The following is a 22,152-nucleotide window of genomic DNA, read 5'->3' as shown; positions in this document are numbered from 1 at the left end:
ATGGTAGAATAGGTAGGCTGAAAGGGGTTTATCCATATGGTTTTTGAGGTTGGCGAAACAGTCGTTTACCCTCACCACGGTGCCGCAACGATCGAAGAGATCAAGATGCGCAAGATTCGTGGCGAAGAGAAGATGTACCTGAAACTCAAGGTCGCTAACGGTGACCTGGTCATTGAGGTGCCCGCTGAGAACGTCGATATGGTGGGCGTGCGCGACGTCGTTGACGAGCGCGGTCTGCAGGAAGTCATCGACGTGCTCCAGGCTACCGATACCGAAGAAGCAGCAAACTGGTCCCGCCGTTACAAGGCTAACGTTGAGAAGCTGGCATCTGGCGATGTGCTGAAGGTTGCCGAGGTCGTGCGTGACCTATGGCGCCGTGAGAATGACCGGGGCCTGTCGGCTGGCGAGAAGCGTATGCTGGCTAAGGCCCGTCAGATTCTGTCATCCGAGGTTGCCCTGGCTAAGGACATCGACGAAGAGGCTGCCGAGGTTGAACTCGATAAGATTCTCGAGGGCGTCTAAACTTTCGGGTATGCTCACTAGCTGTGAGCACTCTAGATTTTTCTGATACAGCGGGCACCGCAACCACATCTGATGGTTCGGTGCTCGCTGTTGTTATCGTGGCGGCCGGTTCTGGGTTGCGTCTGGGCGCAGGTATGCCAAAGGCAGCGGTGCAGGTTGCCGGGCGCACCCTGCTGGAATGGGCCTTGGCCGGTGCCCTAGCGTCGGGCGTGGTGGCTCGGCTGGTGGTAACGGTACCCCCGCAGGATGTTGAGCTGCGACAGGTCTGTGCCCGGCACGGTGCCCTGGCGGTGCCCGGCGGCGCAACGCGCGCCGAATCGGTGACGGCTGCCCTGACTGCGATTGCGGACGCCGCCCCCCTGCCGGGTGCCCCCGGGCAGCTACCCACCGGCGTCCTGGTGCATGATGCTGCCCGCTGCTTTACCCCTGCCGGGGTTTACCACCGGGTAGCTGCGGCTCTAGCTGCGGGGGAGAGGGCCGTCATCCCCGTGTTGCCGGTGGTGGATACCATCAAAACAGTAGATGCTCGGGGGTATGTGAGCGGCACTCCGGCTCGCGCGCAGCTGCGGGCTGTGCAGACTCCCCAAGGCTTTGACCTGGCCACCTTGCTCCAGGCTCACCGCGATGTCGCCTCCCTGGCTCCTGAGGTCGCTGAAAGTATCACCGATGATGCCATGCTGGCTGAGACCTTGGGGCTACCCGTGGCGACCGTTGAGGGAGCTGCCGAGGCCTTCAAGATTACAACCCCCCTTGACCTGACCCTGGCAACAGCCCTCTACGACGAAAAGAGAGAATCATGATTCCCCGTATCGGTACCGGTACTGATGTTCACGCTTTTGGTGAGGAGGGCACCGAGCTATGGGTGGCAGGTCTGCACTGGCCGGACCAGCGTGGTCTATCGGGCCATTCGGACGGCGACGTAGTCGCCCACGCTGCTGCCGATGCCCTCTTCTCGGCCAGCGGCACCGGCGATTTAGGCTCCAATTTCGGGGTGGATCGGCCCGATATGGCAGGTGCTTCCGGTGTGCGGATTCTCTCTGAAGCTGCTGCCATTGTGCGGGCGGCCGGGTTTGAGATTGGCAACATTGCGGTGCAGCTCATCGGCAACAAGCCCAAGTTCTCCCCGCGCCGGGATGAGGCTAACCGTGTCCTGTCTGAGGCTGCCGGTGCCCCGGTGACGGTCACCGCTACAACCACCGACGGCCTGGGCCTGACTGGCCGAGGCGAGGGTGTGGCAGCTAGCGCTGTTGCCCTGGTTTACCGTAAGGTCGCTTGAGCCAGGGCCCAGCGTCGGGTGCGCCCAGAGACGGGGTCAGTCAGCGCTACAATAAGCCTGTCCCTGTTAACACCACCCCAAGCTGTAAAGAAGTACCTGTGAACGCCGACCCCCTTGAACCCCGCCCTCACCTGCTGAGCCAGGACGGGGGACGCGTCATTGCCTGGCACGAATTTGGGCAGACAGAAGCACCCACAGCTACCGTCATCTACTGCCACGGCACTCCCGGTACCGGCTATGAGGCTCTCTTCCTTGATGAGGCGGCCAGAGAACTGGGTATCCGCATCATCGCCCCGGACCGCCCGGGGCTGGGAGCATCGGATGCCGTCCCCTACCGGCTGGTTGGCACCTGGGCAGAGCGGGACGTCGCAGCCATCATCGACCATCTAGAGCTTGACTGTTTCAGCGTGATGGGCTTCTCCGGCGGCGGGCCCCACGCTATGAGCCTAGCTGCCCTGCACTCCGAGAAGATAGACCAGCTCATCCTGCTAGCCCCCTTCACCCACCACCCCCTCTGGGAAACCCGGCTGGGCCTTAACCTCACTCCGCTGCGCGTCCACATGTCGCACCTGACTCTGTCCTGGTTCCCCAAACCCCTGATAGACCTGACCGCCCGCGCCGTCAGTCGCCCGCTGGCGTCCGCCTCGACCCTGGCGTCAGCCTTGGGCCGAGACGTGCAGGGGCACACCGCTGCCTACCGCATGGCGGTCTCCCACGATTACGCCCTGCAGTTCTCCATCAAAGGCGGGGTGCAAGACGAGTACGCGATTCAGGACGACTGGGGGTTCGCAGAGTCCACCGTTAAAGCCCCGGTGCACCTCTGGGTCGCCGGGCGAGATTTGGCCATCAAACCCGCCCGAGCCCGCAACCTGGGGCTCCGCCTGGGAGCTAAAATCCACGAGCTGCCACGCGATGGCCACTTTTCCCTGCTGATTAACCACGCAGCCAGCGTCCTCGCACCGGTTCTACAGCGCACGGTAAACTGTTAGGCGTGACTCTACGTTTTTATGATTCAGCAACAGCAAGCGTCCGTGATTTCACCCCGGTTCACCCCGGCGAGGCCCGCATCTACTACTGTGGTGCCACCGTGCAAGGTGCCCCGCACATTGGGCACGTACGTTCGGGTCTGGTCTTTGACCAGCTCTCCCGCTGGCTGACTTACCGCGGTTACAAGGTGACCACGGTTCGTAACGTCACCGACATCGACGACAAGATTCTGGTGAACTCGGCCGCCTCTTTTGAGCCCGGCTACGCCGGCGAACACCCGGCTGAAGAGTGGTGGGCCCTAGCCTACCGCTTCGAGCGGGTCTTTGGTCAGGCCTATGCCTCCCTCAACATCGCACCCCCCACCTACGAACCGCGCGCTACCGGGCATATCCCCGAGATGTTCGCCCTCATCCAGCGCCTCATCGACCGTGGCCATGCCTACCCTGCAACCGACGGCTGCGGCGACGTCTACTTCGACGTGCGCTCCTGGGAAAACTACGGTGCCCTGACCCGCCAGAAGATTGACGACATGCAAGACGCCCCGGACGCCGACCCCCGCGGCAAGCGCGACCCCCGCGACTTTGCCCTGTGGAAGGCCCACAAGGAGGGCGAGCCCGTTACCGCCTCCTGGGATTCCCCCTGGGGTAAGGGCCGCCCCGGCTGGCACCTGGAATGCTCGGCTATGGCGGGTAAGTACCTGGGCGAGACTTTCGATATTCACGGTGGCGGCCTCGACCTACGCTTCCCCCACCACGAAAACGAGATGGCCCAGTCCCAGGCAGCAGGCTACGGCTTTGCCAACTTCTGGATGCACAACGGCCTGGTCAACTACGAGGGCGAGAAGATGTCCAAGTCCATTGGTAACATCATCACCCCCGCCCAGATGCTTGAAGCTGCCCGCCCCCTGGTCGTCCGCTATTACCTAGGCCAGGCCCACTACCGCTCCGTGCTCGACTACCACCCCACGTCCCTCGAAGAGGCTCGTGTAGCCGTTGAACGCGTTGAAGCCTTTCTGGCTGCAACCCGCGACTATCACCGCGAAGACGCTGCGGTACCCGAGGCCTTTGCCGAGGCCATGGACGACGACCTCAACATCCCCAAGGCCCTCGCCGCCCTGCACACGGGCGTCCGCGCCGGTAACGCGGCGCTCGCCGCCGGTGAATCTGCCAAGGACGCCGCAGAGCAGGTCTACGCCATGGCCAAGGTACTGGGGCTGGTAGAGCTCATGTCCTTCAACCAGGCAGGGGCTGCCGCCAACGAAGCCGGCGAACACGCAGCGCTTGACTCCCTGATCCAGACCATGCTCACCCAGCGCGCCGAAGCCCGCGAGGCTAAAGACTGGGCCCGTGCCGACCAGATTCGTGACGCCCTGGCAGCAGCCGGTATCACCGTCAAGGACGGCGCATCCGGCTCCACCTGGTCCATCTAGGCCTCATAGCCCTCCCGCTACCGTGCTCCATCTCTCGCCCCGTAAGGGGCAGGGGGTCGGTAAGCTAGAAAACAATTCATAGACATCTATCAAAGGACACACCCCATGGCGAAGGCAGGCTCACGCCCCGGCGCAACCAATAAGAAGAAGGGCCCCACCAAGGGCACCGGTGGCCACGGCCGTAAGGCCCTCGAAGGTCGCGGCAACACCCCCAAGGCAGAAGACCGCGTCTACCACAAGGCCTACAAGATGAAGAAGGCCGCCGAAAACCGCAAGGCAACAAACACCCTGCGCTCCCGCCAGCCCCGCCTGGGCGGCAAGCGGGCCTCCGACGAACTGGTCACCGGCCGCAACTCCGTGCTTGAGGCCCTGCAGACCGAGATTCCCGCCAAGACCCTCTTCGTCATGTCCCGCATCGAGGTCGATGACCGCGTCCGCGACATCATGACCGAAGCCAACAAGCAGGGCCTGCCCATGCTCGAAATTGGCCGTAACGAGCTGGATCGTCTGACCGACCACGCCGTCCACCAGGGTGTTGCTCTGCAGATTCCCCCCTACAAGTACCCGGACGCCGGCAACCTGGTGCTCGACACTATGAACCGCTGGTACGACAAGCAGATGAGCACCCCACCCCTCTTCGTTGCCCTGGACGGCATCACCGACCCCCGCAACCTGGGCGCCATCATCCGCTCCGTTTCAGCCTTCTCCGGTAACGGCGTCGTCATTCCCGAGCGCCGCTCGGCAGCTATGACTGCTTCGGCCTGGAAGACCTCATCCGGTGCTGCTGCCCGTATCCCCGTAGCTAAGGCCACTAACCTGACCCGCGTGATCCAGCAGGCCAAGGACGCCGGTATCTTCGTCGTCGGTCTGGACGGCGGCGGCGACATAGACCTGCCCAACCTTGAACTAGCCTCTGAACCGCTCATGATTGTTGTTGGTTCAGAAGGCAAGGGGTTGTCACGACTGGTCACCGAGAACTGCGACCAAATCGTTTCGATTCCCATTAGCTCAGCGATGGAATCGCTCAACGCTTCCATGGCAGTGGGTATTGCCCTCTACGAGGTATCCCGCCGCCGAGCTGCCTAAGCTCTATATAAGAACGAAGTGCTCTCCCGCGATAGCGGGGGAGCACTTCTTGTTTATCTAGTTTGAGGGCAGGACGCAGACTCACGAGGGGTTATGTGAGCCAGAATAAGGGTCTAGCTCACAAAAAATTTCTGAAATCAAGCCTTCTGCGGATTTTCAGAAAAACTTTAAAAAATCTTTTTTTCTGTCAATTATGGTGTTGGCTAGGTGATTTACTGTTTTTGGTGGTGGCCCTTGGGTTGAAAATGCCCCAAAAGTGTCTCTTTTGGGTTGCGCGGTCTGAAAAACCTGCGTAGAGTATTACGAGTCGCCACGGCACAGGGGAAACCCGCCAAGCGACAAAACACCTAGTCACATAGCGAATTCAGGCCAAAGCAGGCAGCTGATCATCAGGGCTCACACGAGTCAGGTTGTGAAGTAACAAACCAGCCAAAAGCCACTGTGAAACACAACACGGAACACCGAGTTGACACACAGAAAAGAAACGCGATAGACTAGACGAGTTGCCCAAACGGGGTGACACAAAACTTGAGAATGACCGATACGAAACACCGGCCAGGTTCAACTGGCTAGGGTTGAGAATGCGGTTTGTTGCTTGAAAACTCAATAGCGTACCAATGTTATAAATAACATTCTTATCGTCCACACTACACACTAGTGTTCACACATGAACACACTGGTAGTGCGGAAATTGAACTGATACCAAATATTTATACAAGATGTGAGAAACCCCTTTGGTTTCTCACAGAATTTGATAATCATATGGTTTCAGATTCGTCAGCTCGAACCACACCACCCCGTGGTGAATGGTTCGCTAACAATCAGAGACCAGGATCATCAACTACTTCATTTTTTCAACGGAGAGTTTGATTCTGGCTCAGGACGAACGCTGGCGGCGTGCTTAACACATGCAAGTCGAACGATGAAGCCCAGCTTGCTGGGTGGATTAGTGGCGAACGGGTGAGTAATACGTGAGTAACCTGCCTTTAACTCTGGGATAAGCCTTGGAAACGAGGTCTAATACCGGATACGACTAGTTCCCGCATGGGATGCTGGTGGAAAGGGATATGTACTGGTTTTAGATGGGCTCACGGCCTATCAGCTTGTTGGTGAGGTAACGGCTCACCAAGGCGACGACGGGTAGCCGGCCTGAGAGGGTGACCGGCCACACTGGGACTGAGACACGGCCCAGACTCCTACGGGAGGCAGCAGTGGGGAATATTGCACAATGGGCGCAAGCCTGATGCAGCGACGCCGCGTGAGGGATGACGGCCTTCGGGTTGTAAACCTCTTTCAGCAGGGAAGAAGCGAAAGTGACGGTACCTGCAGAAGAAGCGCCGGCTAACTACGTGCCAGCAGCCGCGGTAATACGTAGGGCGCGAGCGTTGTCCGGAATTATTGGGCGTAAAGAGCTTGTAGGCGGTTTGTCGCGTCTGCTGTGAAAGCCCGGGGCTTAACCCCGGGTTTGCAGTGGGTACGGGCTAACTAGAGTGCAGTAGGGGAGACTGGAATTCCTGGTGTAGCGGTGAAATGCGCAGATATCAGGAGGAACACCAATGGCGAAGGCAGGTCTCTGGGCTGTAACTGACGCTGAGAAGCGAAAGCATGGGGAGCAAACAGGATTAGATACCCTGGTAGTCCATGCCGTAAACGTTGGGCACTAGGTGTGGGGGGCATTCCACGTTTTCCGCGCCGTAGCTAACGCATTAAGTGCCCCGCCTGGGGAGTACGGCCGCAAGGCTAAAACTCAAAGAAATTGACGGGGGCCCGCACAAGCGGCGGAGCATGCGGATTAATTCGATGCAACGCGAAGAACCTTACCAAGGCTTGACATATACCGGACCGCTCTAGAGATAGAGTTTCCCTTCGGGGCTGGTATACAGGTGGTGCATGGTTGTCGTCAGCTCGTGTCGTGAGATGTTGGGTTAAGTCCCGCAACGAGCGCAACCCTCGTTCTATGTTGCCAGCACGTAATGGTGGGGACTCATAGGAGACTGCCGGGGTCAACTCGGAGGAAGGTGGGGATGACGTCAAATCATCATGCCCCTTATGTCTTGGGCTTCACGCATGCTACAATGGCCGGTACAAAGGGTTGCGATACTGTGAGGTTGAGCTAATCCCAAAAAGCCGGTCTCAGTTCGGATTGGGGTCTGCAACTCGACCCCATGAAGTCGGAGTCGCTAGTAATCGCAGATCAGCAACGCTGCGGTGAATACGTTCCCGGGCCTTGTACACACCGCCCGTCAAGTCACGAAAGTTGGTAACACCCGAAGCCGATGGCCTAACCCCTTGTGGGAGGGAGTCGTCGAAGGTGGGATTGGCGATTGGGACTAAGTCGTAACAAGGTAGCCGTACCGGAAGGTGCGGCTGGATCACCTCCTTTCTAAGGAGCTTCAACGTATTGGTTGAGCCACGCTGAACGCGAGTGTCGTTTGGGTGGTTTGCTCATGGGTGGAATGTTAGTTCAGGTGCCCTTGTGGTGCTGATGAGAATGTGTGTAATGTTGGTGCGCTTTTGGGTTTTGAGGTAACAAGCCATATGTGGTTTGTTGCTCTCAGGTTCCCGGCACGAGAGTAGTGACTGAGCTTTGTCTTTGGTTGCCTCGAGTGGTATCGGGTTGTTGTTTGAGAACTGTATAGTGGACGCGAGCATCTTCGAATGTAATGAAGATTTCTCAATCTCTTATGATTGGGTTTCTTTGATACTTTTGATTTTGTACTTAGTTAGTCAAGGTTTTATTATCTTTGATTTTATCTGTGTGTAAGTTATTAAGGGCACACGGTGGATGCCTTGGCACTAGAAGCCGATGAAGGACGTGTGAATCTGCGAAAAGCCTGGGGAAGCCGATAACAGGGCGTTGATCCCAGGATGTCCGAATGGGGAAACCCAGCAAGCCATCATGGTTTGTTACCACCAGTTGAATGTATAGGCTGGTTGGAGGGAACGAGGGGAAGTGAAACATCTCAGTACCCTCAGGAAGAGAAAATAACTAATGATTCTGTGAGTAGTGGCGAGCGAAAGCGGAAGAGACTAAACCTGTGGTGTGTGATACCGGTTGAGGGTTGCATCATGGGGGTTGTGGGAGTACGCATAACAGTTTCAACCGGCTGTTGACGTGATGTTCTAGCATGTAGGTGAACGCCTTGGGATGGGCGACCGGAGAGGGTGAGAGTCCTGTAATCGTAATGTGTTAGACCGCGTGTGTGCCACCCGAGTAGCACGGGGCTCGTGGAATCTCGTGTGAATCTGCCAGGACCACCTGGTAAGTCTAAATACTTTCTAGTGACCGATAGTGAATCAGTACCGTGAGGGAATGGTGAAAAGTACCCCGGGAGGGGAGTGAAATAGTACCTGAAACCGTGTGCTTACAAGCCGTTGGAGCCTTGTGGGGTGACAGCGTGCCTTTTGAAGAATGAGCCTGCGAGTTAGTGTTCTGTCGCGAGGTTAACCCGTGTGGGGAAGCCGTAGCGAAAGCGAGTCTGAATAGGGCGAGTGAGTGGCAGGATCTAGACCCGAAGCGGAGTGATCTATCCATGGCCAGGTTGAAGCGACGGTAAGACGTCGTGGAGGACCGAACCCACTTCAGTTGAAAATGGAGGGGATGAGCTGTGGATAGGGGTGAAAGGCCAATCAAACTCTGTGATAGCTGGTTCTCCCCGAAATGCATTTAGGTGCAGCGTTGCGTGTTTCTTGCCGGAGGTAGAGCTACTGGATGGCCGATGGGCCCCACAGGGTTACTGACGTCAGCTAAACTCCGAATGCCGGTAAGTGAGAGCGTAGCAGTGAGACAGTGGGGGATAAGCTTCATTGTCGAGAGGGAAACAGCCCAGACCATCAACTAAGGTCCCTAAGCGTGTACTAAGTGGGAAAGGATGTGGAGTTGCTTAGACAACCAGGAGGTTGGCTTAGAAGCAGCCACCCTTGAAAGAGTGCGTAATAGCTCACTGGTCAAGTGATTCTGCGCCGATAATGTAGCGGGGCTCAAGTACACCACCGAAGTTATGGCAATCAAGCGTTGTGCTTGGTTGGGTAGGGGAGCGTCGTGTATCCGGTGAAGCTGCGGTGTAAACCAGTGGTGGAGGGTATGCGAGTGAGAATGCAGGCATGAGTAGCGAATCACGGGTGAGAAACCCGTGCGCCGGATGATCAAGGGTTCCAGGGTCAAGCTAATCTGCCCTGGGTTAGTCGGGGCCTAAGGCGAGGCCGACAGGCGTAGTCGATGGATAACGGGTTGATATTCCCGTACCGGTGAAAAACCGCCCATACTGATATTTTGATGCTAACTGTGAGAAGCCGTTTGTAACCCCTTCACTTGTGTTGGGGAGCTTGTGGTGGACTGCAGGACCCGATTTTTGGAGGTAAACGTATTAACAGGTGTGACGCAGGAAGGTAGCCAAGCCACGCGATGGTTGTCGTGGTCTAAGCGTGTAGGGTATCCGGTTGTTAAATGCGCCGGTGTTGGCCTGAGACGTGATGGGACCCCGTTATTGGGGGATTTGGTGATCCTATGCTGCCGAGAAAAGCATCGACGTGAGGTTTTAGCCGCCCGTACCCGAAACCGACACAGGTGATCAGGTAGAGAATACTAAGGCGATCGAGAGAATCATGGTTAAGGAACTCGGCAAAATGTCCCCGTAACTTCGGGAGAAGGGGAGCCTTGAGCGTGACCGGTCCGTGCGACCGTGAGCGTGTATGGGTCGCAGAGAATTGGGGGAAGCGACTGTTTATCAAAAACACAGGTCCGTGCGAAGTCGTAAGACGATGTATACGGACTGACTCCTGCCCGGTGCTGGAAGGTTAAGAGGATTGGTTAGCCCCTTGTGGGCGAAGCTGAGAATTTAAGCCCCAGTAAACGGCGGTGGTAACTATAACCATCCTAAGGTAGCGAAATTCCTTGTCGGGTAAGTTCCGACCTGCACGAATGGAGTAACGACTTCCCTACTGTCTCAACCATGAACTCGGCGAAATTGCAGTACGAGTAAAGATGCTCGTTTCGCGCAGCAGGACGGAAAGACCCCGTGACCTTTACTATAGTTTGGTATTGGTGTTCGGTGCGGCTTGTGTAGGATAGGTGGGAGACTGTGAAGCATGGACGCTAGTTCGTGTGGAGTCGTTGTTGAAATACCACTCTGGTCGCTCTGGATGTCTAACTTCGGCCCGTGATCCGGGTCAGGGACAGTGCCTGATGGGTAGTTTAACTGGGGCGGTTGCCTCCCAAAAAGTAACGGAGGCGCCCAAAGGTTCCCTCAGCCTGGTTGGCAATCAGGTGTTGAGTGTAAGTGCACAAGGGAGCTTGACTGTGAGACTGGCAGGTCGAGCAGGGACGAAAGTCGGGACTAGTGATCCGGCGGTACGTTGTGGAACGGCCGTCGCTCAACGGATAAAAGGTACCTCGGGGATAACAGGCTGATCTTGCCCAAGAGTCCATATCGACGGCATGGTTTGGCACCTCGATGTCGGCTCGTCGCATCCTGGGGCTGGAGTTGGTCCCAAGGGTTGGGCTGTTCGCCCATTAAAGCGGTACGCGAGCTGGGTTCAGAACGTCGTGAGACAGTTCGGTCCCTATCCGCTGCGCGCGTTGGAAATTTGAGAAAGGCTGTCCTTAGTACGAGAGGACCGGGACGGACGAACCTCTGGTATGTCAGTTGTACCGCCAGGTGCATGGCTGATTGGCTACGTTCGGGAGGGATAACCGCTGAAAGCATCTAAGCGGGAAGCCTGTTTCGAGATGAGATTTCCTGGCAGCTTTGGGCTGTGTGAGGATCCCTATAGATGATGGGGTTGATAGGCTAGGTATGGACGCGGGGAATGCCCGTGGAGTTGACTGGTACTAATAGTCCGAAGGCTTACACTTTATAACTAGTGTGCTTGTGTTGTTTGTGTCCACTGTATGGTTTTGAGGTAACAACCCTGTTGGGTTTGTTATTGCTGCCTCCTCCTTTGTTGTGGGTGGGGTGGTGCATCGTTGGTTTACGGTGGTTATAGCGAGAGGGAAACACCCGGTTCCATCCCGAACCCGGAAGTTAAGGCTCTTTGCGCCGATGGTACTGCACTGGTGACGGTGTGGGAGAGTAGGTTACTGCCGGTTTTTGATTGGGATATTGGAAGGTCCTGGGCTGTTTGTCCAGGACCTTTTTGTTTTAAGTATCGAAAAATATCACCGGTCTTTTGCGCCCTACCGGGCACAAAGACCTGGGCTTTCCATGCTGCCCCTCACCTAAACTAATTATTTCCTGGGAAACTAGTTTGAGCTTCTGTAGAAGGGCAGATATCCCCGTCAAATCACGGTAGGCTTGAACCTATCAAGAACGCACGTACGAAAGTGAGGCACACCTGTGTCTAAGGGCAACCCCTCCACTAACGCCCGCGAGCGTGCCCGCCAGCTGGCGGCACAGCAGGCCAAGAAAACCTCAAAATCATCCACCCGTTGGATTCAGTTCACCGTCCTCGGTGTCATCGCCCTCATCGTAGCAATCGTTGCAGTCGTGGTCATCAACGGCAACCGCAACCAGATTGCCGACGCAGGCCCGGTGCCTTCTTCAGCTAACCAGTACGGCGGCATCGTCCTGACCGCTGACGGTATCAAACAGGACACCAGCACCGAAGCCAGCCGCGACAGCAATGACCTGGGCACCTCAGAAGCAACCTACACCGCAGCTGACGGCTCCGAAGCCAAGATGCCCCTGGGTGTTGCCCTGCCCGAAGAAGCAGACAATAACGGTGAGCCCGTCCGTCTCACTATCTTCCAGGACTACGACTGTGTGCACTGCGCCCAGTTCGAAACCGAAAACGCAGACACCATCGCAGCCCTGGTTGCCAGTGGTGACATTACCCTGGAGATCCGTAACCTGACCTTCCGGGACGCCTCCAGCCCCACCTTCTACTCGGCCCGCGCCAACAATGTAACCTACTCCGTAGCTAACCAGGTCCCTACCGAAGACTTCCTGAACTTCCAGAAGGAAATCTTCACCCACCAGGGCACCGGCGGGCTCTCCAATGAAGAGCTCGTTGCTATCGCTGAGAAGTACGGCGCAGATGTGAAGGACGACGTTGCTAACAACACCTGGCGTCCTTTCGTCCAGACTGTAACCCTGGAGTCAGCCTCCAACGGTGTCAGCGGCACCCCCACCATCTTTGCTGACGGTGAGGTCTTCAACTCCAACGACTTCAACGCCTGGATCAACCAGAAGATTGAAGCCAAGAAGAACGCCTAAAGTTCACCCAGTAAACAGGCTGTAGAAGAGCCTGGTCGCAGTGTACTAAACTGGTACCCAGCGTGTAGGGGCAGCTGCACGCCTTCACCTATGCCCGGTGCATAGACGAAGGTGGGTAGCTGCCCCTTTTTCTATGCCCCTAACCCAATGCGCTAGCACCATAAGGACCCATGACCCTGCATTTTCTGATTGACTGCGATCCCGGTATTGATGATGCCCTGGCTCTCACCTACGCCTTTGCCCACCCGCAGGTTGCGGTTGAAGGTCTTGTGGCCACTGGTGGCAATGTGAGCACCGAGCAGGTAGGACGCAACGTGCGGGGTTTGCTGGACCTGCTCGGCGGGCAGGGCACCCCTTGGACTCTAGGGGCTGAGAATCCATTAGCGCAGCCACTCACCACCACTGAAGAAACCCACGGCCCGCTGGGTACGGGATACGGCCTGCTCCCCGGGCAGAAGGAACCAACCGGTAGAGCCTACGGTGAGGGCGCCGCCCTCTGGATAGAAACAGCCCGCCACTTCCCCGGGAAGTTGCACGGGCTCATCCTGGGGCCCTCCACTAACCTGGCTCTGGCCCTGCGCCGTGACCCAGAGCTGCCCCAGTACCTGGCCAGCCTGACGATTATGGGTGGGGCGCTCAACCACCGGGGCAACACCATGCCCACCACCGAGTGGAACGTCCACTCTGACCCCGAGGGCCTGCACGAGGTCTTGGCAGCCTACAGCCACCCCGGTCTCGACTTGCCCTATGCGCCGCTGCTCTGCCCGCTGGATACCACCGAGCAGGCTGTCATGACCCCGCAGCTACGAGAGCGCCTCCTGGCCGGTGGGGGAGAACTCTTTACTGCTTTAGACGGCGCCCTGCAGTTTTACATGGAATTTCATGAATGGGACAAGCTGGGTTTCATTGCCCACGTGCACGACCCCTTCGTGACAGCCCTGGCTGTTAACCGTGCCCTTGCTGCGAACGGCCAGCCCCACATCCCGCTGGGGGAGGGGACACCGGTGACGCTCGATGTTGAGCTGGCCGGGACCCTCACCCGCGGCCAGGTAGTGGCCGACTGGTTAGGACGCTGGGGGAGGGATCCGAACGCCCAGGCCCTGACCAGCGCCCTGGCTCCTGAATTTTTTGAGCACTTTATCCAGACCGTTCGGGCAGCTTACGCCCCGAAAGGGTATGCCTAAGGCAAGCTCAAAGAAATAAAAAGAACGATTATTCTACAGAAAGGGGTGGGCATGGCCCCCTCATCACATGCACCTGCACAGTCTTCAACGTCTGGGCAGAGGAGCTCAGTAGCCGCTGGTCTCCTCGGTAAAAACCTGGAACACAACACACCCTTGACCACCTCCCAGAAGGTGCTCAACCTGCTCGCCGCTCTGGTGATCGCAGGAACCTACACCTGGGCCGTCCTCACCGCAGGCGGTGCCACCAACTATGCTGCCTACCTGGAGGGCGCCAGCGATGCCCAGGCCGCTATTTCCCTGCCCCTGATGCTGGGCTACACCGCGGGCGTCCTGCTCCTGCTAGCAGCTAACCTGACCCGCCTGCCCCTGACGACCATCGCCCTCATTCCTTTTGCGGCTGCCTTCAACATCATCGTGGGTCAGCTGATCGGCTTCTCGGGCATCCCCCTCTACCTCGACTCCGTTGCCACCGTGCTGATCGGTGTGCTGGCTGGCCCGGCCGCCGGAGCTATGACCGGTATTATCACCAACCTGGCCTGGGGCCTGACCATCAACCCCACCACCATTCCCTTTGCCGCCGGTGCTGCCCTCATCGGCTTCCTGGCCGGCTGCGCTGGCCGGGCCGGTCTTTTCCGTAAACTCTGGGGTGCGCTACTTGCAGGTTTCAATACAGGAATCCTGGCAGGTTTCGTCGGTGCCCCCATTGCAGCCTTCATCTTTGGCGGCGGCCAGGGCGTGGGTACCGGCTCCGTGGTCGCTGCCCTGCAGGCAGCTGGCCAGTCCCTGCTGGGGGCAACTACCCTACAGTCCCTGCTCTCTGACCCTCTTGATAAGACCATTGCTTTCGCCCTGGTCTGGTTTATCATCAAGGGTCTGCCTGCTCGCGTGCGCGGACAGTTCAACCGCTAACCGATGGCCCCCTCGGTCCTGAGCCCCTCAGCTCTCAACCCCCGCACCTGGGTCACCCTGGGCTGTGCCGGGCTTCTGCTGGCCTTCGCCCCGTTGCCTATCACCTGGCAGGCGGGGCTGCTAGCGGTGCTGCTTGCCCTGCATATCGCGGGGCGGACGCTGGGGCCCTGGCTGCGCCTGGTCCTGGCAGGGCTGGCTCCGGTGGCTGCCATGGCTTTTATCATCCAGCTGGTATCGCGCGGGGGAGAGACCGTGTGGGCCACCTGGGCGCCTGTGCCTTGGATGGTTTTTCACGTAACCGCTGAGGGAGCCCGGGCAGGTGTAGGGCTGGCCCTGCAGATTCTGACCTTCGGGTCAGCCTGCGCCCTGCTGATCCTGCCCACCGGGGTTACTGGCCTGCGCTATGCCCTGAGCACCTGGGGTCTGCCGCCTCGGCTCATCTACCTACTGGTAGCCTCACTCAACGCCCCGGCCCAGCTGGCCCACTACTCCCGGCTGGTTCAGCGGGCCGCCCGCGCCCGGGGAATGGCCGACGGGTCGAAACCCGCCCGGGCCTGGCTGGGGGTGCGGACGGCGTCCGCCCTCTTTGCCCTGCTGCTGTTAGATCACGAGGTGCGCGGGGCAACCCTGGCGGCGCGCGGAATCGACCGGGGCGGGCCACGAGTCTTCTGGCAGGACTATGCCGATGACTGCCTCCAGCGCTACCTGCGCTGGGCGCTGCTACCGGTGGTCTGTCTGCTGGTGCTTGCCGCTTATACGGGGGTGTTGCCATGACCTATGTGCGGACGCTGATTACTGGGTCGCGAGGGGCAGGCAAGTCAGCCCGGCTTGCCACCTGGGCACAGGAACGTCAGGGGCTCTTTGTGCCCTCCAACCCCCAGGCCCTCATGACGGGGCTGGTGCCCACTGTAGCTGAAGAAATCGCCCTGGGGGTAGAGCAGACGGTGACCAGTCGGGAAGAGCTCCACCGGGCTGTGCATGCGGTTGCTGCTGACCTTGGAATAACCGACCTGCTATACGCCCACCCGCTACAGCTCTCCGGCGGCCAAACCCAACTGGTAGCCCTAGCCGCCTACCTGGTGCTGGATCGGGCGCGCGGGCAAATAGATGGCTTGGACGCACCTGCCCTAGCTTTCGACGAACCCCTGCTCGGCCTCGACGATGCCATGCGGACCCGGGTGCTAGCCGCCTTCTCCCGCTACCCGGCAGACCTAGCCTGGGCCTCAGCCAGGCCCCAGGGCGATGAAGAGAACCTAGCGACCGAACTCCAAGACCTGGGGCAAGGCGCAGCGCAGCCTGTCGAGGCACCCCTAGTTGCCCTACCCACCCGAGTAACGGCAGACGTCCTGGCCCGTGACCTCGCAATATCCCCCGTTACACCTGCCCGTCGTCGCTGGAAAAAGCAAGCGGTTGCACCCGTTGCTACTGGTATAAACATGGGTCTTGCCCCCGGTGACTGCTTGATTCTCACCGGTCCCAACGGCGCCGGAAAATCTACCCTGCTCCGCACCATCGCCGGGCTCCTACCCCCGGTTTCCGGGCAGTTGACCATCGGTGCAGTCCCGCCTCATCAGCAGGACGCCCCTGCACGCGTCGCTCTCACCCAACTGGTCGCGCAAACCCCAGCCCACCACTTTCTGGCCCCCACTGTAGATGCCGACATGCAACTAGGAAGCGGCAACCGGGCAGAACCTGCCCTCCGCTCATCCCTGCGCGATACCGTCCTACCCGAGGGATCCGGGCAAACCCACCCCCTGGACCTACTCCCCACCGAACAGCACCTCCTTGCGCTGGCAGAAGCGCTCGCCGCCGGGGCGCCCTGCCTGCTGCTCGATGAACCCACCGCCGGACTAGACACCCCCGGCTTACAACAGGTCGCAGCTTTGATCGCCGCCCACTGCACCGCACAAGGCAGCGCCATCGTCGCCACCCACGACCCAGAACTCACCGACGCCCTCGCCCAACACCTGCCCCTGCGCCACTACCGGCTAGATAGCTCCGGATAACATGCGCCCGCCCGCAATATCGGGTACACTTGAAAAGTCTTGCCTCCTTAGCTCAGCTGGCCAGAGCACCTGTCTTGTAAACAGGGGGTCACCGGTTCGAATCCGGTAGGGGGCTCTCTTTGTGCCCAAAAATAGGGCAATACCCACTATATAGATGCGGGGCATCCGAGCTCGCTCTTGCTGTGTAGGGTTCTTGGGCTGTGTGCAGAGAAAAGTCTGCACACAGCCCAAGAACCCTGTGCAAGCTCGGCAAGCGGCAAATTCGCTGCGAGCCTGGGGTGCACACGAAAAGCACAACTTGCCTCTATTTCACCATGCGCACCTGACTACCCAGCGTTTGCGCAAATACGCAAGCAAAAGATAGTGTTATTCCTGGCTTAGGCTCACCTAAGCAGTTCTATAGATAGTCCTATAGAATCGAACACCCTTCCCCGGAGAACACAAGACCATGGTCGCCATCACTCGTAGCGCCTTCCTCAAGGCCACCGCAGCTACCGCCCTCACCGGCCTACTCGCAGCCTGCACCACCGGCTCCAACGGCACCTCAAGTAGCACCACTAGCTCAGCCGCCTCGGGCGAGAGCTACACCGTCAAGCACGCCTTCGGCGAGACCACCTTCACCGCCGTTCCCCAGAAAATTGCTGTCGTGAACTTCTGGAAGAACCCCGACGTCCTCCTGGCCCTCGGCGTCGTACCCGCCGGCACCCCCGTCGTCACCTACGGCGCCAACGCCAACGGCTCTACCGACTGGTTCGACGCCAAACTAGCCGAACTGGGCGGCACTGCCCCTGTCACCTACGACGAAACCGACGGCCCCGACTACGAGGCCCTTGCCAACCTCGCCCCCGACGCCATCTTCTCGGTCTACGGCGACATGACCCAGGAAGTCTACGACAAGCTCACCGCCATCGCCCCCGTGGTCGCCATGCCCGAGGGTGTAGGCGCCTACGCCGCATCATGGGAGGACGTCGTCAACCAGGCCGCCGCTATGCTACAGAAGGACGACGAAGGCGCCGCCCTCATCGAGGCCACCAACAAGACCATCGACGACGCCGCAGCCAAGTACTTCAACCTAGCAGGTAAGACCTTCGTGGCCGGCATGTTCGATCTCGAAGCTCAGACCCTCTCAGCCTATGTAGCGAGCGACTCCCGCTCCCTCTTCCTCACCTCCCTGGGCATGGAACTAGCCCCCTATATCGAGCAGAACGCCACCGAAGCCGACGCCTTCTTCATGACCATCTCAGGTGAGGTGCTACCCGAGGTTCAGTCAGACGTGGTCTGGGCCTGGGGCACCAGTGACTCCGACGAAGAAGCAATCAAGAGCAACACCCTCTTCTCCCAGATGCCCGCCGTAGCTAACGGTGGCCTGGTCGTAGAAACCGACGCCGCTATCTCCCTGGCTCTCTCAGCGGCTTCACCGCTGTCTTTGGACTGGGCAATTAACCAGACCGAAACCCTGGCCAAGATTTCTGCCGCCGTAGATGCAAGTCAGGCGTCCTAACAAGTGAAGGTCGCCCCCCTCCGGCCCTCTAGCAGCCGCCGTGCCACCCCCGCCGGGGGCGCGCGGCGGCTGGTCGTGCTCAGCCTCGCCCTGGGACTGATTCTTGCTCTAGCTGCCCTCGCCAGCTTTGCCCTGGGCGCCCGCTCCATCAGCCCGGGCACCCTGCTGGACTACCTGGCAGGCGGGCAGGTTGCAGAAGCGGACGCAGCGGTGCTGACCCAGCGGGCGGTGCGGACACTAACCGCCGGGGTTGTGGGGGCAGCACTAGGTTTAGCCGGGGCTGGGCTCCAGGGCATCACCAGGAACCCCCTGGGCGACCCCGGGATTCTCGGCATTAACGCCGGGGCAGCCTGCGCGGTAGTCGCCGGTATTACCTTTTTCTCTGCCGGTTCCACCGCGGCTTTTGCCCTCTGGGCCTTCGCCGGGGCAGTTGCCTCAGCCCTTGCCGTCTACGCCCTGGCCTCGCTCGGCACCGGGGGAGCGACCCCTATCAAACTAGCCCTCATGGGCGCAGCCCTCACCGCCGGTTTAGGGGCGGTCACCAGCGCCCTGATCCTGACCAACCAGAACACCCTCGATAACCTGCGCCGCTGGCAGATTGGAACTGTCGCCGGGGCTGATCTCTCCGATCTGGCCGTGGCTAGCCCGCTTCTCGTACTCGGGGCCCTGATTGTGCTCACCGGAGCGAAAACCATCAACAGCTTTGCCCTTGGCGATGACATGGCAGCCTCACTGGGGGAGAATGTGGCTGTGCGCCGCCTTATCATTACCGGCGGCATTACCCTGCTGGTGGGCACTGCCCTGGCTCTAACCGGCCCCATTGCCTTCCTCGGGCTCATGGCCCCGCACGCCATGCGAGCCCTGGCTGGAGCAGACTACCGGGCTCTGCTGCCCCTCTCTGCCCTCTTTGGCGCTGCCCTGCTCATTTTGGCGGATACCGCCGGGCGCATTATCGCCCCGCCCCAGGAAATCCAGGTGGGCGTGATGATGGTAGCTTTGGGCGTGCCCGTCTTTATCTACCTGGTCCGGTGCGGGAAGGCGGTCAATCTCTAATGTCGGCCCTACCCCGCCCCCAGTCCCAGGAGGCCGCCCACGCGGTAGCTGGCGTCCGCACCCGTGCCCGCCGCCGCCCGGTCCTCGCTATCGTCGGCCTTACTCTGACCCTGATTGCGGTGTGCGCGGTGCGCGTGCTGCTGGGCTCTTACACGGTCACTATCCCTGACTTCTTCACGATTCTCGGTGGCGGAACTGTCGAGAGTGCCAAGGGTGCCCGCTACATCGTCATGGAAGAAAAACTACCCCGCGCCGTCCTCGGTGCCCTAGCCGGGGCAGCCTTCGGTCTGGGCGGGGCTATCTTCCAGCTACTCCTGCGTAACCCCATTGCCAGCCCCGATATCATCGGCGTATCCAATGGGGCTGCCCTCGGCGCCGTCATTGGCATTGTCTTTCTGGGGCTGGGTGGGCTGCCGCTGACCCTGCTGGCTATCGCCGTAGCCCTGGCTGTTGCCCTGCTGATTATGGCTCTCTCTGCGGGGGACAGCAGCGCAGGTAACCGCTTCATTCTGGTAGGCCTGGGTATCTCAGCCCTGGGATCAGCCTTCATCCAGTACCTGCTCTCCCGCACCTCAACCACCAGCGCCCAAACCCTCACTCACTGGCTGGCAGGCTCCCTCTCTAGCGCCAACTGGGACCGCATCAGCCTACTGGCTCTGCTCCTGCTACCCCTGCTGCTGCCTCTTATCCTTTTCCACCGGCCCCTGCACGCCACCGCCGTTGGCGAAGAGCTCGCCTTCGGCCTGGGGGTGCCCACCCGCGCCGTCCGCACCGGCTTCATCGCCCTGGGAGTGCTCCTGGTAGCCGTAGCAACCGCCGCCACTGGCCCCCTTGCCTTCATCGCTTTTATGTCAGGGCCTATCGCCCGGTCCTTGACCGGCGGACGCCACAACCTCACCGCTGCCGCCTTAGTCGGCGCCATCCTGGTGGTGCTCGCCGACTTTATCGGCTCCAACCTGATACCGGGCGGTGTCAACCTGCCCGCCGGCGTCCTCACCGGTGCCTTTGGGGCTCCCGCCCTCATCTGGCTGCTGACCCGTTCACCCGAAAGAAGCTAAGCCCATGAAAACCGTAACTTCCCGCGACCTGACAGTCTCCCGCGTGCGCCTGGGCTACGGGGACCGCACTATCGTGCCGGACCTCTCGTTGAGCATACCCGCTGGAAAAATTACAGCCATCATCGGGCCCAACGGCTGCGGCAAGTCCACCCTGCTGCGCGGCATCTCACGCCTGCTCAAGCCCACCGACGGCGAGATTACCCTGGACGGCAAGCCCGTCGCCTCCTACGGCGGTAAGGAATTTGCCCGCATGGTCGGCCTGCTGCCGCAGAGCCCCATCGCCCCCGAAGGTATCACCGTTGCCGACCTGGTCTCCCGCGGCCGCTACCCCTACCAGGGGCTCTTTCGGGGCAACAGTAAGGAAGACGACGCCGCGGTCGCCTGGGCCCTAGAAGCTACCAACACCCTAGAACTGGCCGAGCGGCAGGTCACTGAGCTCTCCGGCGGCCAGCGCCAGCGTGTCTGGATCGCCATGGCCCTGGCCCAAGACACCGATATTTTGCTTCTGGATGAACCCACCACCTACCTGGACCTTGCCCACCAGGTAGAACTCCTTGACCTGCTGGCCGACATCAACGAGCGCCGCGGCACCACCATGGTTATGGTGCTGCACGAACTCAACCTGGCTGCCCGCGTCGCCCACCACCTGGTCGCTATGAGGGGCGGGGAAATCGCCGCAACCGGCACCGCCGCCGAGGTCATGACGGGGGAGAACATGCACCGAATCTTTGGCCTGCGGGCCTCGGTCGCCGACCCCCTGGGGGACGGCTCTACCGTCGTGGTGCCCCATGCCCGTGCCGCACGCCACCCGGCAGAAAACCTAGAAAGCCAGAGCCTTGTCTAAGCCCCGCTCGTCTGCACCTCGCTCTTCTGTCCGCCGCGAGGTCAAGCGCTCCATCAACCAGTACGGGGTCTTCCCCGTCACCGTCTCGCGGGTTGAGAAGCTGACCGATTCCTTTGTGCGTGTCTCACTGACCGGCCGTTCCCTGCTGCACGCTGCCGCCCCTATCTCTGACGGCACCGGGCAGGTCTATGACGCCTACATCAAACTCTTGATTCCCCCGGCGGGAGCCAGTGGACCCACCATGATTGAGCTCGATACCTCCTGGCGCTCTCGTTGGCTGGCCGCCCCCGAAAGCGAGCGGGGATACATGCGCACCTACACAGTCAGCAACTCCCGGTTGGTGCCCTCAGTTGGACCGGACGAAACACCCCTGCTGGGCATGCTCCCGGCAGCTGAAGCGGACCTTGAACCTCTGGAGCGTGAGCTGCCTGAGGGGCAGCAGCCCGAAATTGACGTGGACTTTGTACTGCACACCGATAGTGAGGGAAAGAGCGGGCCCGGCTCAGCTTGGGCCGAACAGGCAAGGGTAGGTCAGCAGATTTCCCTTCTAGCTCCCCTGCGCGGTTCTACCCTCTGGGCCTCTTACAACCCGGGTGAGGCCCGTTCGCTCCTGCTTTTGGGGGACGAAACCGCAGCTCCGGCCATTCTCTCTATCCTGCGCTCCCTGCCCACCGAGGCTACCGGAGCGGTGTTTCTTGAGGTGCCCGGTGCTGAGGACGCCCTCGACCGCCTTCCCGAGGTACGGCGGGCTTCTCAGCGGGTGCCGGGCATCCGCCTCACCGTGCTGAGTCGAACCGGCCAGCACTCGCGCGGGCAGCAACTGGCCGACTCCCTGCGCCAGGCCTGCGGGGTTGGGCCCTTAGCGTCTCACCAGACGAGGGAAGAAGTCGCCCCCGACGAAATCGTCTGGCACCTGGCGGAGAACCCGGTCGATACCTATGTGCTCCTTGCAGGTGAGTCATCGGTGGTCAAAACCCTGCGCCGAATCTGCATGAACGAAGCCGGGCTACCCAAGGAAAGCATCTCTTTCATGGGGTACTGGAAGGCAGGGCAGGCCGAGGGGTAGAGTGGCCTGGTACCCAC

16 protein-coding genes, 1 tRNA gene and 3 rRNA genes are annotated in these 22,152 nt (G+C 60.0%); all 20 read left to right on the top strand.

Annotated elements, in window-relative coordinates; genetic code table 11:
* Nucleotides 1–36: 36 nt before the first annotated feature.
* The 20 genes from QM007_RS09650 (at nucleotide 37) to QM007_RS09555 (ending at nucleotide 22,135) form a co-directional block, all read left to right on the top strand.
* A complete protein-coding gene (locus tag QM007_RS09650) occupies nucleotides 37–522 on the top strand; it encodes a CarD family transcriptional regulator (RefSeq protein WP_185173529.1) in 486 nt (161 codons plus the stop codon).
* A 23-nt stretch (nucleotides 523–545) separates the two neighbouring features.
* Nucleotides 546–1,322, top strand: a complete 777-nt coding sequence (gene ispD, locus QM007_RS09645; protein ID WP_283489759.1) for a 2-C-methyl-D-erythritol 4-phosphate cytidylyltransferase — start codon at nucleotides 546–548, stop codon at nucleotides 1,320–1,322.
* On the top strand, nucleotides 1,319–1,798 hold the full coding sequence (gene ispF / locus QM007_RS09640) for a 2-C-methyl-D-erythritol 2,4-cyclodiphosphate synthase (RefSeq protein WP_283489758.1): 480 nt from the start codon (nucleotides 1,319–1,321) through the stop codon (nucleotides 1,796–1,798). Before ispD ends, ispF begins: the two co-directional genes overlap by 4 nt.
* A gap of 98 nt (nucleotides 1,799–1,896) precedes the next feature.
* Nucleotides 1,897–2,787, top strand: a complete 891-nt coding sequence (locus QM007_RS09635; RefSeq protein ID WP_283489757.1) for an alpha/beta hydrolase — start codon at nucleotides 1,897–1,899, stop codon at nucleotides 2,785–2,787.
* 2 nt (nucleotides 2,788–2,789) lie between these two features.
* On the top strand, nucleotides 2,790–4,214 hold the full coding sequence (gene cysS / locus QM007_RS09630; RefSeq protein WP_283489756.1) for a cysteine--tRNA ligase: 1,425 nt from the start codon (nucleotides 2,790–2,792) through the stop codon (nucleotides 4,212–4,214).
* 105 nt (nucleotides 4,215–4,319) lie between these two features.
* On the top strand, nucleotides 4,320–5,300 hold the full coding sequence (rlmB, locus tag QM007_RS09625) for a 23S rRNA (guanosine(2251)-2'-O)-methyltransferase RlmB (protein ID WP_283489755.1): 981 nt from the start codon (nucleotides 4,320–4,322) through the stop codon (nucleotides 5,298–5,300).
* A gap of 854 nt (nucleotides 5,301–6,154) precedes the next feature.
* Nucleotides 6,155–7,683 (top strand): 16S ribosomal RNA (locus tag QM007_RS09620).
* Between the two features lie 375 nt (nucleotides 7,684–8,058).
* Nucleotides 8,059–11,154 (top strand): 23S ribosomal RNA (locus tag QM007_RS09615).
* Nucleotides 11,155–11,271: 117 nt separating this feature from the next.
* Nucleotides 11,272–11,388: ribosomal RNA gene (rrf, locus tag QM007_RS09610) — 5S ribosomal RNA — on the top strand.
* The 16S, 23S and 5S rRNA genes sit together here, the layout of an rRNA operon.
* Before the next feature lie 247 nt (nucleotides 11,389–11,635).
* Nucleotides 11,636–12,514 carry a DsbA family protein gene (locus QM007_RS09605; protein ID WP_283489754.1) on the top strand — a complete coding sequence of 293 codons (879 nt, stop codon included), beginning with the start codon at nucleotides 11,636–11,638 and terminating at the stop codon, nucleotides 12,512–12,514.
* A 170-nt stretch (nucleotides 12,515–12,684) separates the two neighbouring features.
* Nucleotides 12,685–13,698, top strand: a complete 1,014-nt coding sequence (locus tag QM007_RS09600) for a nucleoside hydrolase (RefSeq protein ID WP_283489753.1) — start codon at nucleotides 12,685–12,687, stop codon at nucleotides 13,696–13,698.
* Nucleotides 13,699–13,851: 153 nt separating this feature from the next.
* Nucleotides 13,852–14,607, top strand: coding sequence for an ECF transporter S component (locus tag QM007_RS09595; RefSeq protein WP_283489752.1), 756 nt, complete (start codon nucleotides 13,852–13,854; stop codon nucleotides 14,605–14,607).
* Between the two features lie 3 nt (nucleotides 14,608–14,610).
* Nucleotides 14,611–15,381, top strand: coding sequence for a CbiQ family ECF transporter T component (locus tag QM007_RS09590; RefSeq protein WP_283489751.1), 771 nt, complete (start codon nucleotides 14,611–14,613; stop codon nucleotides 15,379–15,381).
* Entirely contained in the window at nucleotides 15,378–16,613 is a 1,236-nt protein-coding gene (locus QM007_RS09585; protein WP_283489750.1) for an ATP-binding cassette domain-containing protein, read from the top strand. The genes QM007_RS09590 and QM007_RS09585 overlap by 4 nt, the downstream gene beginning before the upstream one ends.
* A gap of 41 nt (nucleotides 16,614–16,654) precedes the next feature.
* Nucleotides 16,655–16,728: transfer RNA gene (locus tag QM007_RS09580), tRNA-Thr, on the top strand.
* A gap of 333 nt (nucleotides 16,729–17,061) precedes the next feature.
* Nucleotides 17,062–18,114, top strand: coding sequence for an ABC transporter substrate-binding protein (locus QM007_RS09575; protein ID WP_283489749.1), 1,053 nt, complete (start codon nucleotides 17,062–17,064; stop codon nucleotides 18,112–18,114).
* Between the two features lie 3 nt (nucleotides 18,115–18,117).
* Nucleotides 18,118–19,167 carry a FecCD family ABC transporter permease gene (locus QM007_RS09570; protein ID WP_283489748.1) on the top strand — a complete coding sequence of 350 codons (1,050 nt, stop codon included), beginning with the start codon at nucleotides 18,118–18,120 and terminating at the stop codon, nucleotides 19,165–19,167.
* Nucleotides 19,167–20,225, top strand: coding sequence for a FecCD family ABC transporter permease (locus QM007_RS09565; RefSeq protein WP_283489747.1), 1,059 nt, complete (start codon nucleotides 19,167–19,169; stop codon nucleotides 20,223–20,225). The genes QM007_RS09570 and QM007_RS09565 overlap by 1 nt, the downstream gene beginning before the upstream one ends.
* Nucleotides 20,226–20,229: 4 nt before the next feature.
* A complete protein-coding gene (locus QM007_RS09560) occupies nucleotides 20,230–21,069 on the top strand; it encodes an ABC transporter ATP-binding protein (RefSeq protein WP_283489746.1) in 840 nt (279 codons plus the stop codon).
* A complete protein-coding gene (locus tag QM007_RS09555) occupies nucleotides 21,062–22,135 on the top strand; it encodes a siderophore-interacting protein (RefSeq protein ID WP_283489745.1) in 1,074 nt (357 codons plus the stop codon). The genes QM007_RS09560 and QM007_RS09555 overlap by 8 nt, the downstream gene beginning before the upstream one ends.
* Nucleotides 22,136–22,152: the final 17 nt, after the last annotated feature.

This window comes from Rothia sp. SD9660Na (genome assembly GCF_030064065.1).
GTDB lineage: Bacteria > Actinomycetota > Actinomycetes > Actinomycetales > Micrococcaceae > Rothia.
This window is presented reverse-complemented; position numbering and strand designations above follow the sequence as displayed.